12 protein-coding genes are annotated in these 15,571 nt (G+C 53.5%); 4 read left to right on the top strand and 8 right to left on the bottom strand.

What is annotated here, in order from left to right; all coding sequences use genetic code 11:
- Positions 1-11 precede the first annotated feature (11 nt).
- The 4 genes from ACX93W_RS24535 to ACX93W_RS24520 all read right to left on the bottom strand — a co-directional run bounded on the left by ACX93W_RS24535 (position 12) and on the right by ACX93W_RS24520 (position 7,141).
- Positions 12-3,197, bottom strand: coding sequence for a transglutaminase-like domain-containing protein (locus tag ACX93W_RS24535; RefSeq protein ID WP_459395005.1), 3,186 nt, complete (start codon positions 3,195-3,197; stop codon positions 12-14).
- Positions 3,184-4,587, bottom strand: coding sequence for a DUF58 domain-containing protein (locus ACX93W_RS24530; RefSeq protein ID WP_459395004.1), 1,404 nt, complete (start codon positions 4,585-4,587; stop codon positions 3,184-3,186). Before ACX93W_RS24530 ends, ACX93W_RS24535 begins: the two co-directional genes overlap by 14 nt.
- On the bottom strand, positions 4,584-5,690 hold the full coding sequence (locus ACX93W_RS24525; protein WP_459395003.1) for an AAA family ATPase: 1,107 nt from the start codon (positions 5,688-5,690) through the stop codon (positions 4,584-4,586). The genes ACX93W_RS24530 and ACX93W_RS24525 overlap by 4 nt, the downstream gene beginning before the upstream one ends.
- An 89-nt stretch (positions 5,691-5,779) precedes the next feature.
- On the bottom strand, positions 5,780-7,141 hold the full coding sequence (locus ACX93W_RS24520) for a polysaccharide deacetylase family protein (protein ID WP_459395002.1): 1,362 nt from the start codon (positions 7,139-7,141) through the stop codon (positions 5,780-5,782).
- Between the two features lie 197 nt (positions 7,142-7,338).
- On the opposite strand from ACX93W_RS24520, the gene ACX93W_RS24515 reads away from it, so the two are divergent.
- Positions 7,339-7,929 carry a hypothetical protein gene (locus ACX93W_RS24515; protein WP_459395001.1) on the top strand — a complete coding sequence of 197 codons (591 nt, stop codon included), beginning with the start codon at positions 7,339-7,341 and terminating at the stop codon, positions 7,927-7,929.
- A gap of 195 nt (positions 7,930-8,124) precedes the next feature.
- Here the strand turns inward: ACX93W_RS24515 and bcp are convergent, their stop codons facing one another.
- The 4 genes from bcp to ACX93W_RS24495 form a co-directional block, all read right to left on the bottom strand.
- Positions 8,125-8,589 (bottom strand): thioredoxin-dependent thiol peroxidase, encoded by a 465-nt coding sequence (gene bcp / locus ACX93W_RS24510; RefSeq protein WP_459395000.1) that lies wholly within the window; start codon positions 8,587-8,589, stop codon positions 8,125-8,127.
- 96 nt (positions 8,590-8,685) lie between these two features.
- Positions 8,686-9,477: an ABC transporter permease gene (locus ACX93W_RS24505; RefSeq protein ID WP_459394999.1), complete on the bottom strand. Its 792-nt coding sequence runs from the start codon at positions 9,475-9,477 to the stop codon at positions 8,686-8,688.
- 5 nt (positions 9,478-9,482) lie between these two features.
- Complete coding sequence (locus ACX93W_RS24500) at positions 9,483-10,277, bottom strand: ABC transporter permease (protein ID WP_459394998.1); 795 nt, start codon at positions 10,275-10,277, stop codon at positions 9,483-9,485.
- Positions 10,274-11,308: an ABC transporter ATP-binding protein gene (locus ACX93W_RS24495; RefSeq protein ID WP_459394997.1), complete on the bottom strand. Its 1,035-nt coding sequence runs from the start codon at positions 11,306-11,308 to the stop codon at positions 10,274-10,276. Before ACX93W_RS24495 ends, ACX93W_RS24500 begins: the two co-directional genes overlap by 4 nt.
- A gap of 819 nt (positions 11,309-12,127) precedes the next feature.
- Here ACX93W_RS24495 and ACX93W_RS24490 point away from each other — a divergent pair.
- From ACX93W_RS24490 to ACX93W_RS24480, 3 genes are all read left to right on the top strand, one after another.
- Positions 12,128-13,270, top strand: a complete 1,143-nt coding sequence (locus tag ACX93W_RS24490; protein WP_459394996.1) for an LCP family protein — start codon at positions 12,128-12,130, stop codon at positions 13,268-13,270.
- 159 nt (positions 13,271-13,429) lie between these two features.
- Positions 13,430-14,740: a glutamate-1-semialdehyde 2,1-aminomutase gene (locus ACX93W_RS24485; RefSeq protein WP_459395037.1), complete on the top strand. Its 1,311-nt coding sequence runs from the start codon at positions 13,430-13,432 to the stop codon at positions 14,738-14,740.
- A gap of 113 nt (positions 14,741-14,853) precedes the next feature.
- A complete protein-coding gene (locus ACX93W_RS24480) occupies positions 14,854-15,339 on the top strand; it encodes a GNAT family N-acetyltransferase (RefSeq protein WP_459394995.1) in 486 nt (161 codons plus the stop codon).
- Positions 15,340-15,571 lie beyond the last annotated feature (232 nt).

Raw genomic sequence — 15,571 nt, 5'->3', positions numbered from 1 at the left:
CTCCAATTCCCCTAGTGATCCGCTGCTCTTGCGCTAATTGAAGCAGGACCGGACTTCCTTAGCAGCATCCGGCATGTCCGCTTCAATTCTTGGGGAGATGGCGCGTCGAAAGTATAACCCGGCCTGCCAAAAGCAGCCGTTTCGCTCCACGCACTCAGCCGTCGAAGCTCAATTCGCCGCTCCTGCTCTACAATTGTGGCTTCCAGCGCATGAATCCGCTGCCTGAAGGTCTTGTCATTGCCGCCGTTTTCCAGAAGCGCCATAACAGCGGCTGTTACTTCCGCCATGCAAACGGTCACCCGTTCTGCCGCCGAGGCCGCTTTAACGGCTTTGGCGGCTTTTGCAGCGCGGGTAGTTCTGCGGGCCTTGACGGACAGAATCAAACGGCTTTGCCGTTTGCGGAGGCGACGGCTCGGGACGCCAGCTTCGGCGGCGTATATGTCCGCGACCGAGCGGTACACGTCTTCCGTGAGAGCATGGGACATGCCAGCCCCTACCAAACGAGGCAGACCGTTCTCAAGTGATTGGGACACGCCATCTGCGTCGGTTACGCTGTCGTTAAAGACAAGCTTGCTGCCTGCTCCGGACTCGCTGGCCACTGTGCTTGACAGGCCAGCCGCGCCGGAGCCGCTGGCGCTAAGGCCAGGCTTGCCGCCCGCGTTAGCGTCGCGCTGCGCCGCATAGGCCGCCCCATAGCGGCGCAGCGCCAGCGCCAACCGCAGGCGCAAGCGCACCTGCTTGCGCTGCGCGGCCAACGCGCCTGCGGCGCCAAGCGCCAGCGCGGCAACGCCCGCGGCGACAGCGGTTGCCGCAGGCGCGGCGGCTGCGGCCGCAACGGCGCTGCGCGCCTCTTGCGCGAGCGCGGCTGCCGCTCGCGCCGTAGCATCGGCGACGAGCTTCGCCGTCGCGCCGAACCAATTCGCGAGATGCGCCATGCTCATCTCGCCCCATCCCGCGGCGCCGGGCCCCGCCGCGAGAGCCGCCCCGCCGCCGGGCAAAGCGGCGGCGGCAGCGGTGGCCCCCACGCCGCTCATACCCGGCGTGGGATCAAACGGCACCCAGCCGGCGCCGTGGAAATAAACCTCGACCCACGCATGCGCATCGGAGCTGCGAACCTGGTACGCTTTTCCGCTAGCGGTGGATGCCGTCTCCAGGCCGGCTTGCTGCGGCGAGTAACCTTCCAGCTCTTCGCCCGGCGTAAACCCCTTCACCCAGCGGGCGGGTATTCCCTGCGAGCGCAGCATCACAACCATGGCGCTGGAGAAATGTACGCAATATCCGCTCTTTTGCTGAAAGAGAAAATGATCCACAAAATCGCTCCCTTGCGGAGGGAGCTCACTGTCCGTTTTCGTATAGGCATACGATGTCTCCAGAAAACGCTCCACGGCTTTCACCCGCTCATATTGCGAAGTCAGACCGCCCCCGGCAACCTCCGCCGCCAATGCCTCCACACGCTTCGGCAAGGATTCCGGCAGCTGCAGGTACCTCTCCAGCTCATCCGCATCCATTTCGGTTTCAGCCGTTTCACCCGTCTGGGAAGAGGCAGCCCTCTCGTGCGACCGGCCCCCCCTCTGCGAATCGCTCTCCTCCATTGACGCGCTCCTCGTCGTTTCCCCAAAGGAACCAGCGCTGACACTTTTGCGGTTTTGTTCCGCAAAGGCTTCCTCAATTACTTCAAGCTTTTGACTATCCGCAAAAGGAAGGCGGCTTACAACTGTGTACCTCTCCACCTTTGCTCCTTCCGTCCCCGCATAGATGACGTCAATATCTTCATTCCGCAAAAAACTTCCCAACGACCTTCGAGGGTCCGACGCAACCAATTCCGCGGCTTCCGCTCCTAATCCGGATGCAAACAAAGGCATAAACGCCGCCGGCCGATTCCAAACAACCGTTTGCGCCACCAAAACTCCTTGGTCCTCATTGCGCGAAGTTTCATCATTGCCGGTATAACGAGCCCCACTGTTACCCGAACCTTCTTCGCCGGTGTAATGCACTCCAACGCCACCGTAACCGTCTAAGCTGCTGTGCTGCCCGCCGTCATCCCCGGAATCGGCTCCGCTGCCGTTCTGCACTCCAGCATCCCCCGAATAGACTTCGTTGGTGTAGTGTTCTCCACCTCTCCCCCGCAACGCTTCATCGGTGACAGGATGCAGGCTCAAGGCGCCGGAGACATTGCTCCATCCGCTGCCATCGTAAACCGTTTTGGCTTCGCCGCGCCAATAAGCCCTGATCGGCGAGAAACCAACAAACAGCGGCTCGTCGTTTTCCTGAATGGGTTGGCCCAGCCTGGAATCATCGAAGCCGTAACCGGTCAAAGCGCTCCCCAGACTGCTTGCTTTCGTAGATCGGACCGCAACCGGCGTTGTATGCTCGCCGCCCCAGGCGGATATGGTGCGAGTCAAGCGGCTTCCCACCTCTTTTGTCCAATTCGCCGGCTCCTCGCTATTGTCCCGCCCCGCAGAAACAAGAAGCCCGCAGCCAACTATCGTAATGGTCAAAAACATCGCGCCCGCCAGCCACCGCTTGTCGAGACGTTGAATCCGGTCCCACCCGGCCGCCAGCCAGCCTGCTCCAAGTCTTGATTTTGCGCGAGGCAGCGCCGTAATGGATGCCAGCAGCAGCCCCTCTGCGGTTGACCTGAGCAAAGCTCCCATTACATCCATGCCCAGCCACACATGAAGGGCCACCAGGTAAGCCAATGTGAGAGCTAGCAGGCCTAATGCCGTTTGCCGAAGCCACAGCAGAGCTTGCACAGCAGGCACCAGCATCGCCCAACCGGTCAGCAGCAGCAGCGTTTGAAGCTCCCCGCCCATTGCCCAAACGCCGTTATCCAGCATTTGCCGCACATTATCCGTCAACAAGGCCGGAAGCCCGGCCAGCCAATTCACCACGCTCTGCGCCTCGCCTTTATGCAGCCACGTCAAACATAGAAGGCATAGCAAAGCATTGACGCAGGCCTTCGCCATCACCGGCAAGCCAAACAACCCGACAACAAGAAAACAGCCGATAACGGCCACCAAAGGCCACGGATCATGAAGAAGCGCCCATTGTCCGGCTCCGGTCCAAGGCAACAGCCATTCGATCAAAAGTCCATACAAAAGCAAGCTGGTGACAGCCCTGTATCCCCAGGTGCCTTCCAATGCCAACGGCTCGTCCGCTTCATTGTCGCCATCAATGTCTCTATTACCCTGCCGCATACGCCAACCCCCCAACACCTGTCACCATGACCGCCCGTTCTGCGCGTTTTCCCGGATGAAGCCAATATACCCTCATGCCGCGTCCTTCCAGCCAATCCTGCTGTTTAATCATCTCTGTCGTAATCCCGTTATCGTCTATCGCAAAATAAAGCGTCAACCCGCCTCCATGCTCGGCAAGCATGTCGGCAGCATCCCCCCATCGCAATCGGCTCTCCCAATCCGCGCTGAAGACGGCTAGCCGCTCTCCGGCGCCCAGCTCCGCGCATATTTCCGTCAAAAAAGCACCGCCCTTATCGGCATCCGGCTCCATCCTGGCCATAAGATGGAGCATATCCTCCATCTCCCGGGTTTGCCCGGGCACCAGCTCGCAGCGCCATCGGCTGCTGCATACATGCACGGTTGAAGAGATTAACCCCTCTCTCGCCGCCTTGAGCGCGCTGCCGATGCAGCCGTCGAGCAACAGATCATTCCTTTGGCCATCCCGTTCGGGAATGAAGGCGTCGATTGCAATCCATGCCGCCGAAGGCGTTTCAGGCTGAGCAAGTCTGGTAAACATACCGCGCCCGCGGGCCGCAGCCCGCGCATCCAGATAACGAGGTGAATCCTCAGGCCGGAAAGGCCTGCTGTCGGGGCCAATCCCTGCAGGCATATTGACGCTTTGCCACGCCCATCCTTCCTCTCCGATCTGACGAAGCCTGTGAGCGGAGTATGCCGCTGGTTGACCAGCCCGGTTATCCGAGGCACGGGAATCTTCCTTTTCCGGATCGCCCGTCTCCGCCTCAGCCGGAAGGATCAGCCATTCCTGCTGGCGCGGCACCATGCGCTGAATTGCCGTAAGACCCAGCCAATCGCCTGCGCACAAACGCAAGGGAGCGGATACGTACGTGCCTCGTCCAAGACCCGACACACTATAGGAAAAGGTTATCTGCTTGCGAAATCCCGGAATGAGCAGCGCACGGCATCGGAAACGGCGGTTTGCCCCACCTCCCGCATGATCTCCTCCGTCCTCCACGGCAAGCCAGGTCAAAGGCAAAGGCAAAGCGCGAGTAAGCACCAGTTCCACAACGGTATCCTGACCGGAGGCCACAATAACCGGCTGGTTGCCAATTCCCCTGTAAGCTATAGCGTCATTGCCTGTTCGGTCATTCGGAACTCCGCTCGGAATCCTTTCCCGCGGCGTTCCACTCCGTTCACTAACCTGAATGCCTGCAATCGACAGCACCGGCAGCAATCCGCTCGTCAGCGCCACTGCCAGCAGCAGGGCGCAAACAAACCATTCTACCGCGCCGCCGCGGACCAAGGCTGCCCCAAAGGCTGCGGCAAGGGCAACCAATATGACGGCCCAAGATGCAAAGCGGGTGCCATAGTGAAAAGCTCTGCCGGGCTTCATCTGCGTTTCCTCCCGCCCGAAGACGCTATTGTTTCCGCCGGGAAAGGAACCGAGCCAAGCGCCCGGCGGATCAACGATTCCGCGTCGGGGCTGCCCGCCAGCTCCGCTCCCACGCTGTAGCGACTGCGCAGACTCAAGCGGTGGGCAAGCGCCGCCTCGCCCGTTGACAACAAATCATCCGGAATCGCGTACCCTCTGCCGTCCAGGTAAGCTGCGGCTTGAGCGCACCGAAGCCAATCCCGCAATGCTCTGGGGCTTAAGCCCAGATACACCTCAGGCGAGGAGCGCGTAAACTGGGCAACGTCTACCATGTAGCGCAGCAAGCCTTGATGGACATAGCAATGGCGAACCTCCGCCTGCATTTGCAGCCATTCCTGTACCGCAATTACGGGACGAAGCCGGTCCGGCTCGGCCCGCTTCCCGTCGGCAAATTGCGCCAGCATATCCTGTTCGTCGGAAACGCCGGGATAGCCAATGCAAAGCCGCATCATAAAGCGGTCAAGCTGCGCCTCCGGCAGCTTGCTTGTCCCTTCGAAGCTAAGCGGATTTTGCGTCGCGATCAGCATGAACGGAACCGGCAAACGCCGCGTTTTGCCCTCCACGGTAATTCGCCGCTCCTCCATCGCCTCCAGCAGCGCGGACTGCGTTCGCGGCGACGTCCGGTTTATTTCATCCGCCAAAACGACGTTTGCCATAATAGGGCCAGGCCGGAAAACCAGCTCCTGGCTTCCCGCATTGTAAACAACACTTCCCGTCACGTCTCCGGGCATCATGTCCGAAGTAAATTGAATTCGTTTGAATTCCCCGCCGATACATCTCGCAAAAGCTTGGGCCAGCATCGTTTTGCCCGTGCCAGGCCGATCCTCCAACAGCACATGGCCGCCAGCCAGCAGCGCAGTGAGACACTGCCTGACCACTTCAGGCTTGCCCAGCAACACCTGGCCGACCTTTGCCTGCATCCGCGCCAGCAGCACCTGCGGCTTCTCCGGCCAATGCCTCGACTCTACAGCTCCGCCGCTCTCCAATCCTGCGGTATCGGCCGCACCCATTGTGCCTGCTGCTTCCATGTTTCCTGCGCTATTTAAAAATGTGGGAGATATCATATCAATTTCCGCCTCCTGAAAAATAAATCTATCTATTTTTCAGTCTCCCCACCATTTCAAAAGTTTAGACCTGCTAGATTCCGCCCTTTTTAGCCTGAAATCCAGATATCCCGTCTATCCTTACCCATGTAGTAATCGTTGATCTTCAAATCAAACAGAGCTAAAGTAGCCCGAATCGGCGCCGAACGCTCGCCTTGCGATTGACCGCTCCAGAACAACTCCTTGCCATGCAGTGACGCTTCAATAATGCCGCTGCTCCGGTCCTCGTCGTATCGGCCGCCAAGCCATTCCATAAGCTGCTTTAGCGGAACTTGAATGCTGCCATCCTTTAATTGATAATGCTCGGAGTCCAGCTCCAACGTGTTGTTTCCATAATGAATATAAAGCGAAGGCTGCGATGCAAATCCATTCACCTCGTTATTTATGGAAGTCGCCATTTTGCCCGTTCTCGACTCTGCATAAGCTATAAGCTTTTCCCGATCCAGCTTGTTTGCAGCCCCTCTGCTCCACTTGCTTTTTGGCGCGACCGAAAATTGCATCGGCTTTGTTTCATGATCGATTGGCAGAAATGTATAGCCTAATCCCTTGTAATAGCTAATAATTTGCGGCAGCGCCTGAAGCAGCTCGCCATGCCCGCTGCTGTCATGCAGCAGGACATTCAACGTATCGGCAAGCTTGGAACGTTTCACATTTTCCACAATTTCGTAGGCCGGGACGCCTCTTCTTCTGGAATCACCGCTATCCACATTCCAATCATGCACAATATACCCCGCAGCCTTCATCGCATCAAAATAACTTTGGTCGAAATTTCCGTATGTTCCTCCCGGCGCTCTAACCAGATTGGTTCTTATTCCAGTGGCCTCGTATATGGCATCGTCTGCCTTCATAATTTGGCTGGAAAAACCGCCAAAACTTCCATAAAGCTGTTTATAAACGTGATTAAACGTATGATTTCCTATGCTGTGTCCCTCTTCCACAATTGCCCGCGCGATTTCCGGGTTCCGTTCCACATGCTCGCCCAACACGAAGAACGTAGCTTTAATGTCTTCTTTTTTCAAAATATCCAATACGCCAGGCGTATATTTGCTAGGACCATCGTCAAAGGTCAAATAAACCACTTTGGAGGGGAGCGGTTGGTCCTCGGCTTGCGATGCAGCTCTATTTTTAAAGTCCGACTCGATTGCGGCTGACGTGTCTGCTTCAATGTTGCGTTCTTTGGCCGTGCTGACAACTTGTCCCCTCTGTAACCCCATTGTCGTTAACGTGCTTGCCTCCACGGCATAATCCGGTGAAATAGGCCTTTCGCGATAGGCAAATCCATCCATTTTCGCTCCAACCGCCAATACCGCATTTTCTGCCGAACCGATGCTTCCCGTCAGAACTGTGTTGTATTCAAGCACGCCAAACCATAACAAAACCACACAGACCGCAATTTGGACTATTCGCCGCATAATGCCGCACCCTCTCTATCACATCATTAATGAGAATTGTCTGAATGATAGAGTATATGTCGTCGCTATCTCTCAAATACCAGTTAGACCAAAGAGATTTATGGCATTTATAATGCCTTGCATTAACATTTTCCAATTGTAACCTTTTCATTGCATTAGGCGTCCTAGTATAAAACCTCTCAAAAAGGCGGGATATCATGATAAAAGCATTCGTAACTTCAATTCTATTGGCCTCTTTTATTTTCTTGTCGGCATGCGGGTTAAATGCAACGCCGCCGGTTAAAGCAGACGCCGCTGCGAGAAACCCTGATACAGCTGACGGCTCCTTTTCCCAAACGACGCCAACCAGCAACGCGTCAACCGTTCCGGCACAATCGGAAAAATCGGAAGCAGATTCTGTTGAACCGGATCACCAGAGCTTTGTAGCTGAGCTGGCTTTTGACCTCAACTCCATTGAAGACCAGTTGACCGAAAACGAACGCCCTGCGCTGGAGGTGCTGCAAAACAACCTGAATGCGCTCGTCAATCATGATCATGCTGCTTTCAAATCCGGATTTGTTTCTGAAGAGCTTGCAGAGGCTCTGGATTTTTATTATGGCGATCATCTTCAATACAGATTTACGGAATTGGAGCAATTTGAAAGACACTCCTACATCGAAAACCAGGTTCATTTTACGATTGCCGGAGAACGGCTGGATACAACAACCGATACCATAGAGCAAGAACGGTTAATGTACGCAATCCGTCAGGATGATCAAGGAAAGTGGACGATTTATACAATCGACTAGGTAAACCTCGCTCACTGCACATGTCTTTTAAACCTCAAAAAGGAGCCTTTTTCATCCACTTGAATCATGGATAAAAAGGCTCCTTCGCTATAATTATGGATGCTTCCGCCTTACAGACGCAGCATATGGACTTGCAGTTTGACCTACAGGCCAGATCTACAATTTGGCCTTAAAAGCTAAGCTCGCCGGCTAAAGCTACAATTTGCTCACTGCTTCAAGCACGGCTTCCGCATGCCCCTTCACCTTTACATTGCGCCATTCCTGCACCAACGTGCCTTTGGCGTCAATGAGAAACGTGGAACGGACAATCCCCATGTATTCGCGGCCGTACAGTTTTTTGAGCTGCCAGACTCCGTAAAGCTCGCAAACCTTATGCTCTTCGTCAGCCAGCAGCAAATACGGCAGTTCCTTCTTCTCAATAAAATTGCGATGCGACTTGATGCTGTCCCCGCTTATCCCCAACACGACGGCCCCCATTTTCCGGAATTCGGCATAATGGTCCCTCATGTCGCATGCTTGCACCGTACAGGTCGCCGTCATGTCTTTCGGGTAAAAAAACAAAACCACCGGAGCGCCGCGCAACTCCATCAAGGAAACCGTCTCGCCGTTTGATGCCGGCAGCTTGAATTTGGGCGCTTTTTTCCCAACCTCTATAGCCATTTACTTATTCTCCTCTCCCCTTGCATGCCTGGCAGTAAGCAAGCCTGGCTTTTCTCCCCTCAGCTTTGCTAGCCTCGGCTTTCCAAGCAGGCTCGCCTACGAGCCTGCTCCACGATAACGCTTGACGCCATGATTCCAGAAAGCCAGGCCAAGGCCAAAAACGATCAGCCCCATAACCGGGGTCAGAAGAGCCAGCTGCGACAAATCATCAGCCTTTTTCTCCAGAAAATACGAGGCTGGAATAACGCCGACAAACGCAAACGGCAGCAGCCAGGTCAGCATAAAGCGGATAATTTTGTTATAGATATTGACCGGGTAACGCCCGTAGTTCTGAATATTGTACATCAGCGGCACAATGCCCGTAGGCGCGTCGGAGTAAAAGGATATGGCGCTAAGCGCCGTATACAAACCGGCATAGATCATCGTTGCGCCGATAACCAGCATCAGCAAAATAAACAAATCGCTGATTGCAAACGGCAGCCCCAGCTGGCTCCAGCAAAGCGCCATAATCCCGGCTCCAACCGCCGAACCAATCAGAGATGGCGGATCGACATTTTCGAGCAGCACCTGGAACAAGCTGTGGGCGGGACGCGTCAACACCCGGTCCATCTCGCCTTTCACGATGTAACGTTCGCTGAAATTCCAGATGCCAAAAAACGTGCTGAAAATGCCGTACGGAATCATAAAAAATCCGTAAACAAACACAACCTCTGCTTCCGACCAGCCGCCCAGCGACGGCGTATGCTGAAACACGATCAGAATAAAGATCAGGTTCATGCCCTGAAACAGCAAATCCGAAATCACTTCAATCCAGAAATCGGCCCGGTAAGTGAGCCTTGTTTTGGCGTAGTTCTTGATATATTCCAAAAATAACGATGCATATCTCATTCCCGTTACCCCCCTTGCACGAACAGCCGCTTGCGGGCCGCACGCCAAATCAGCCAAATTGGAATGAGCAAAATAACAAACCACAGCACCTGCAGCCCGAATACGCCTGCCGCTTCCTCAAGCGGCGTTCTTCCCGTAAATACGGAGCTTGGCAAATACGTGATGGCCTGAAACGGCAGCCACTGCATAATGCCCGTCAACCATCCCGGGAAAAACGCAATGGGCACGACAACGCCGGAAAACAGGTCCACCATAACCCGCTTCATGCGCATCATTCCTTCATTATTTTCCACAAAAAACGCAAACAGCCCCGTCAAAATATTAATTTGAGAATTGATCAGGAAGCTGAAAAACAGCATGACGGCATAAATTAGCCATACGGCCGGCTCCTTCGGCAAGGATACCGGGAAAATAAGACAAACGATAAACAGCCCCGGCACCATAAACAGCAGCAGGCGGAACAATCCTTCGCCAAAGCCCTGCATCATTTTGACCAGCAGGTAGGAATAAGGCCGGATCAACTGCACCGCAACGCTGCCGTCGCGGATTTCATTCGCAATTTCACGATCTAGATTGTTAAAATAAAACGCCCGCGCCATCCACGAAACAGCGATATAAGTAGTCATCTGCGGCACAGTAAAACCGGCGAGCGAATCCTGGCTGCCATAGATGGCCTGCCAAAGAAAATAATACGCTCCAATATTAATGGCATAAATGATTATGCCGCTGTAATAATTGACACGGTAGGCCAGCATCATCAAAAAACGGATGCGGATAAAATCAATATACGCGCTGATCATTTGGAAGCAAGCTCCTTCTTGGCTTCCTCCGCATTAGCGGTGCCGGACTGGTAAATGCCGCGCACGATCTCATCCGTATTGGTTTCGATAATTTTGATATCCCGAATCTCCGCTCCTCCCACCACTCTAGCCATGGCATCGGAAAAGCTGACGGAATGAGGCACAAACAATTTGGCGCTGACGTCGTTTTCGACAGTCCACTGGGTATCCAGATCGCTTGTCAGCTCTTGAAGCTTCGATAAAGGCGTCTGCTTGCCGAACTGGAACACGATTTCACGCCCCTTGCTCCACTTCGTTTTTAGCTCGTCCAATCCTCCATCATATATAATGCGTCCGTCATCCAGCATAACCACTCTTGAGCATAACGCTTCAATATCTTGAAGATCATGCGTCGTCAGAAGAATGGTCGTTCCCTCTTCACGGTTCATCTCCATAAGAAAATCGCGAATTTCGGTTTTAACCACAATATCCAGACCAATGGTGGGTTCATCCAAAAACAGGATCTTCGGATTGTGCAGCAGCGAAGCTACGAGCTCGCAACGCATGCGCTGTCCCAGGCTCAGCTTTCGCACGGGACGATTCAACAGTTCTCCCAGTTGAAGGCGTTCCACCAGGTTGTCCAATCGTTTGCGGAAATCCTGCTCAGGCACTCTATACACCTTGCGAAGCAGCCGGAACGATTCGATCACGCCGATATCCCACCAGAGCTGGGAACGTTGACCAAAAACAACGCCAATTTCGTTGACGAATTTTTCGCGGTCGCGGAAAGGCACATAGCCGTTTACCTTGATCTCTCCTGCCGTCGGCACCAGAATGCCGGTCAGCATTTTGATCGTTGTTGATTTCCCCGCTCCATTTTCGCCGATGTATCCGCAAATTTCGCCTTGTGGTATTTGGAACGAAATATCCTTGACCGCTCTGACTTCCCTATATTCCCGTTTGAAAAGATCCTTTAGCGCGCCGGACAATCCCTCACGGTTCTTCTGCACGCGAAAATCTTTTCGCAAATCTTTGACATCAATAGCAAGCATCGTGCTGTGGACAGCTCCTCTCGTTTCGACATTTCCCCGGAAATAATGGAATAACTCCGGCAATCGACAGTATGATATTCCTTTATCGATGGCCCCGATTTCCGGAATTGTCGGAAAAACAAATGGTTTAGGCCGGATGAAAAACGTCACTTTAGATTAGCTTTATGAGAGTTTTCTCATCCGAACGTACATTCCCTTTCAAGTTTACCTACAATACTTTACAATAATCTCGTTCCTTTTTAAAGGGTGTTCGAAATGCCTGCTTTCCATTGCGAAATATGCCTTGCGGCATGGTCAGCGTCGAGTATGAAATTCAGCCGAAATAAGCATATGCTTGCGAAGGATGTTTTCTCCGGAAACATGGCAGGTCCTCGCGTAGCCAAAACTACGCTCCGGTCCTCTATTCAAGCTTCAATTTCAGACGAAATGTCCGTTGCTCACTTAGCCTCCACTAAGCTGCGCTGCTCCATTTTCAGCTTCATTCCATCTTATTAGCACTGAAAACCGAACCTTTTGAACTTGTACTTTAGAGGATGTTCAAAATGCCCGCTTTCCATTAATCAGCTCCGCGTCCATTTCCATTTATTCCATTTTCGAGGCGCTGGAAACCAGAATTTTTGAACTTCCGTTTTTAACAAGGATCCGACTAATTTTTGCAAAACTTGCAACAGGTCTATCTTGAGCTTTATAATTTTATGATATGTAATCATACATCAGTTATCGTCATGCGTAAATGTCTTTGTGAAGTTCCCGCAATGACCTGGCGCCTGCCGATCTGCCGGTATTGACCCACATGCCCGAAAGGAGATTGCACACGCAATGCGTACAAAAAAATTCCGCTGGAAGTGGGTTGTTATTAGCCTGTCCACCGTAGCGGCAGTCATTATTGGCATCACCATTTATTGGGGTGTCGGCGTTTACAGCGCATTGAATGACTTTCAAAAACCACCGGAGGAATCTCGCTTCCAAGAGGTCGAGCCGGAAAAAACAGTCGAAATTCCGAAATGGGAAGGCAAAGAACGAGTCAACATTCTGCTGCTTGGCGGTGATGCCCGCGATGCTGCGGAAGGAGAAGTCGCACGATCCGACTCTCTGCTTGTTGCATCCTTTGACCCCGTAACCAAACAAGCACATTTATTCTCGATTCTTCGGGACACCTATACGGATATTGAAGGGTATGGACGCGGACGCATCAACACGGCCATTACGGTTGGCGGCCCCTCTTTGGCCATGAAATCGGCAGGCGACCTGCTGGGCCTTGAAATTCAATATTATGTCTATACCGATTTTGAAGGCTTCAAGTCGCTGATCGATACAATTGGAGGCATCTGGTTTGATGTCGAAAAGAACATGCGTTACCGCGACAATGCCGACGGCAACCGCTATGACATCAACCTGGAGAAGGGCTACCAGCTTCTTGACGGCGACAAAGCCCTGCAATATGTCAGATTCCGTCATGACGCGATGAGCGACTATACGCGCACAGAGCGTCAACGCAACTTCCTGAAGGCGGTAGCCGACAAGCTGCAAACCGGATGGAACCTGATTCGCATGAAGGAAATTTTGGACAGCGTGTCCCCTTATATTGAAACCAATCTGGCGGTCAGCGATATGTTGAAGCTCGCGCAGCTTGGCGTAGAAAGCCATGTCGGCGGTACCGCCCAGGTTCCTCCAATGGAACTGGTCAAGGAAGAAACCATCGGCGGCGCATCCGTTATCAGCGTAAGGGACGAAGACGCCTTGTTGGGTTACGTGCAAGAAATTCTATCGAAGGATGACACGGTGCCGCCTCCATCCGAGTCGCCTGACGGAACCGCTGGACAAGGTACAACGGATGGAACCAACTCCTCGTCCACTGGAGGCTCTTCCGGCGACAATGGCGTAAACGGTTCATCCGGCACCTCCGGCGGAGGCACTTCCGGAAGCGGCAGTTCCTCTGGCCGCTCGGGCAGCGCCAGCTAATCCAGAACGGCCCCTCCGGGCCAGCAACAGATTAATCCCCTCTTCCCGGCGACGACGGAAGGGGTCGAGAATGATGGTACCTAGCGCCGCTGATTCAGCGGCGCTTGCTCTTTTCTCCAAACCGGCTACATAAGCCCTCAAATAAGGAGTTTTGATATGATGACAAAACAAAGGCCAAACTCTCAAGCGCTGTACGAAGCGGCTCTTCAGCACATTGTCGGAGGAGTAAACAGCCCTTCCAGATCCTATAAAGCCGTTGGCGGCGGAGCCCCCGTTTTTATGAAACGGGCGGAAGGCGCTTATTTCTGGGATGTCGACAACAACCGCTATATTGATTACCTGGCCGCTTACGGCCCAATCATTACCGGCCATGCCCATCCCCACATTACGGAAGCTATCGTCAAAGCTGCCAGGGACGGCGTTTTGTACGGAACGCCTACGGAGCTGGAAATCAAGCTGGCTATGATGCTTAAGGAAGCTATCCCTTCTATGGACAAGGTTCGTTTCGTCAATTCCGGAACGGAGTCCGTTATGACAACGATTCGTGTCGCAAGAGCCTACACCGGCCGCAGCAAAATCATTAAATTTGCCGGCTGCTACCACGGCCACTCCGATCTCGTGCTCGTAGCCGCGGGTTCGGGTCCATCCACGCTTGGCATCCCGGACAGCGCAGGCGTTCCGCCCACGATTGCACAGGAAGTCATCACCGTGCCGTTTAACAACCTGCCTGCCCTGAAGGAAGCCCTGGATCGCTGGGGTCACGAAACCGCTGCGGTAATGGTTGAACCTATTGTCGGAAACTTTGGCATGGTCATGCCGCATGAGGGTTATCTGGAGGGACTATGCAGCCTTGCGCGGGAAGCTGGCGCGCTCGTTATCTACGATGAGGTCATTAGCGCGTTCCGTTTCCATTACGGCTCTGCTCAAACCTATGGCGCTTTCCCCAATCATGAAGCGATTCAGCCCGACTTGACTGCACTGGGCAAAATTATCGGCGGCGGCCTTCCCATCGGGGCATACGGCGGGCGCAAAGAAATTATGGAACAGGTTGCGCCTCTCGGTCCCGCATATCAAGCAGGCACCATGGCCGGCAACCCCGCTTCAATTTCCGCAGGCATTGCGTGCCTGGAGGTACTGCAAGAGGCAGGCGTGTACGACCGGATGGATGCTCTGGCTGCCAGGCTGGGCAACGGCTTGCAGGATGCCGCACGTCAAAACGGCATTCCATTAACCGTCAATCGCATACGCGGTTCATTCTCGGCTCACTTCTGCAATCATCCCGTTACCAATTATGACGAAGCTCAAGACACCGACGGGGAACAATTTGGACGTTTCTTCAAGCTGATGCTGGATCAAGGCATTAACCTTGCTCCATCCAAATACGAGGCCTGGTTCCTGACTACGGCACATACCGAACAGGATATCAATGACACAATAGCAGCGGCGCAATCGGCATTTGCTGGATTGTAAAATTACCACGGCACCACCTGGGATTAACAGCGATGAGAAGAACTTTTACACATCGGCCTCTTTCGCTGAAACCCATTTTTTCAACTTATATCGTTATTGAGGGAGGCGCCATTTTGCTCACTACAAGACTTTCAGAATCCAGGGATTTGCCGGATATGCTGGCGCTCGACAATAAAGTCTGGAATAAGGACAACTCGCCAGCGGACATGTCCAAACAAACCACGCTGGAGCAATTCGCCGAAAACAATCCGCCAGGCACACATATTGTCGCGGAGCTTGATGGAGTTTTTTGCGGCTATGTCGGCATGCGCCCGCCAACGCCGCTTCTATCCAATCGCCATGTGGTTGAGCTAGCCATCGCGGTAGATTCTGCTTTCAGAGGCGCAGGCATCGGACGCGCGCTTTTGGATGCTGCGGGAGAATTTGCGGCAGCCCAAGGCAAGCGAAAGCTCTTTTTGCGCGTATTGTCCAGCAATACAGGCGCTATCGCTTTTTATGAAAAATGCGGTTTTATGCTTCAAGGCAGACTAGTCGAAGAGTTTTTCATTAACGGAAGTTATGTGGACGACCTTCTGATGTATAAGCCGCTGCAGCAATAATAATAGGACAGGGGCTGTCCGAAAAGTCTGTTATGGACAATAATTATTCAGTAAAATCGGTCCCTTCCGGAAAAGGGTGTCTTGGAAGCTCAAACATTTTTGTCCGCTTTATTTCGATCCCATTTTTAGTGGATAAAAGCGGACAAAAAAACTCGCCCTCAAGACACCCTTTCTCCTCCGGTCCTCTCTGCTGAATAATTATTACTTCCGCTTGACTTTTCGGACAGCCCCT

It is taken from the genome of Paenibacillus sp. CAU 1782 (assembly GCF_054551715.1).
This window is presented reverse-complemented; position numbering and strand designations above follow the sequence as displayed.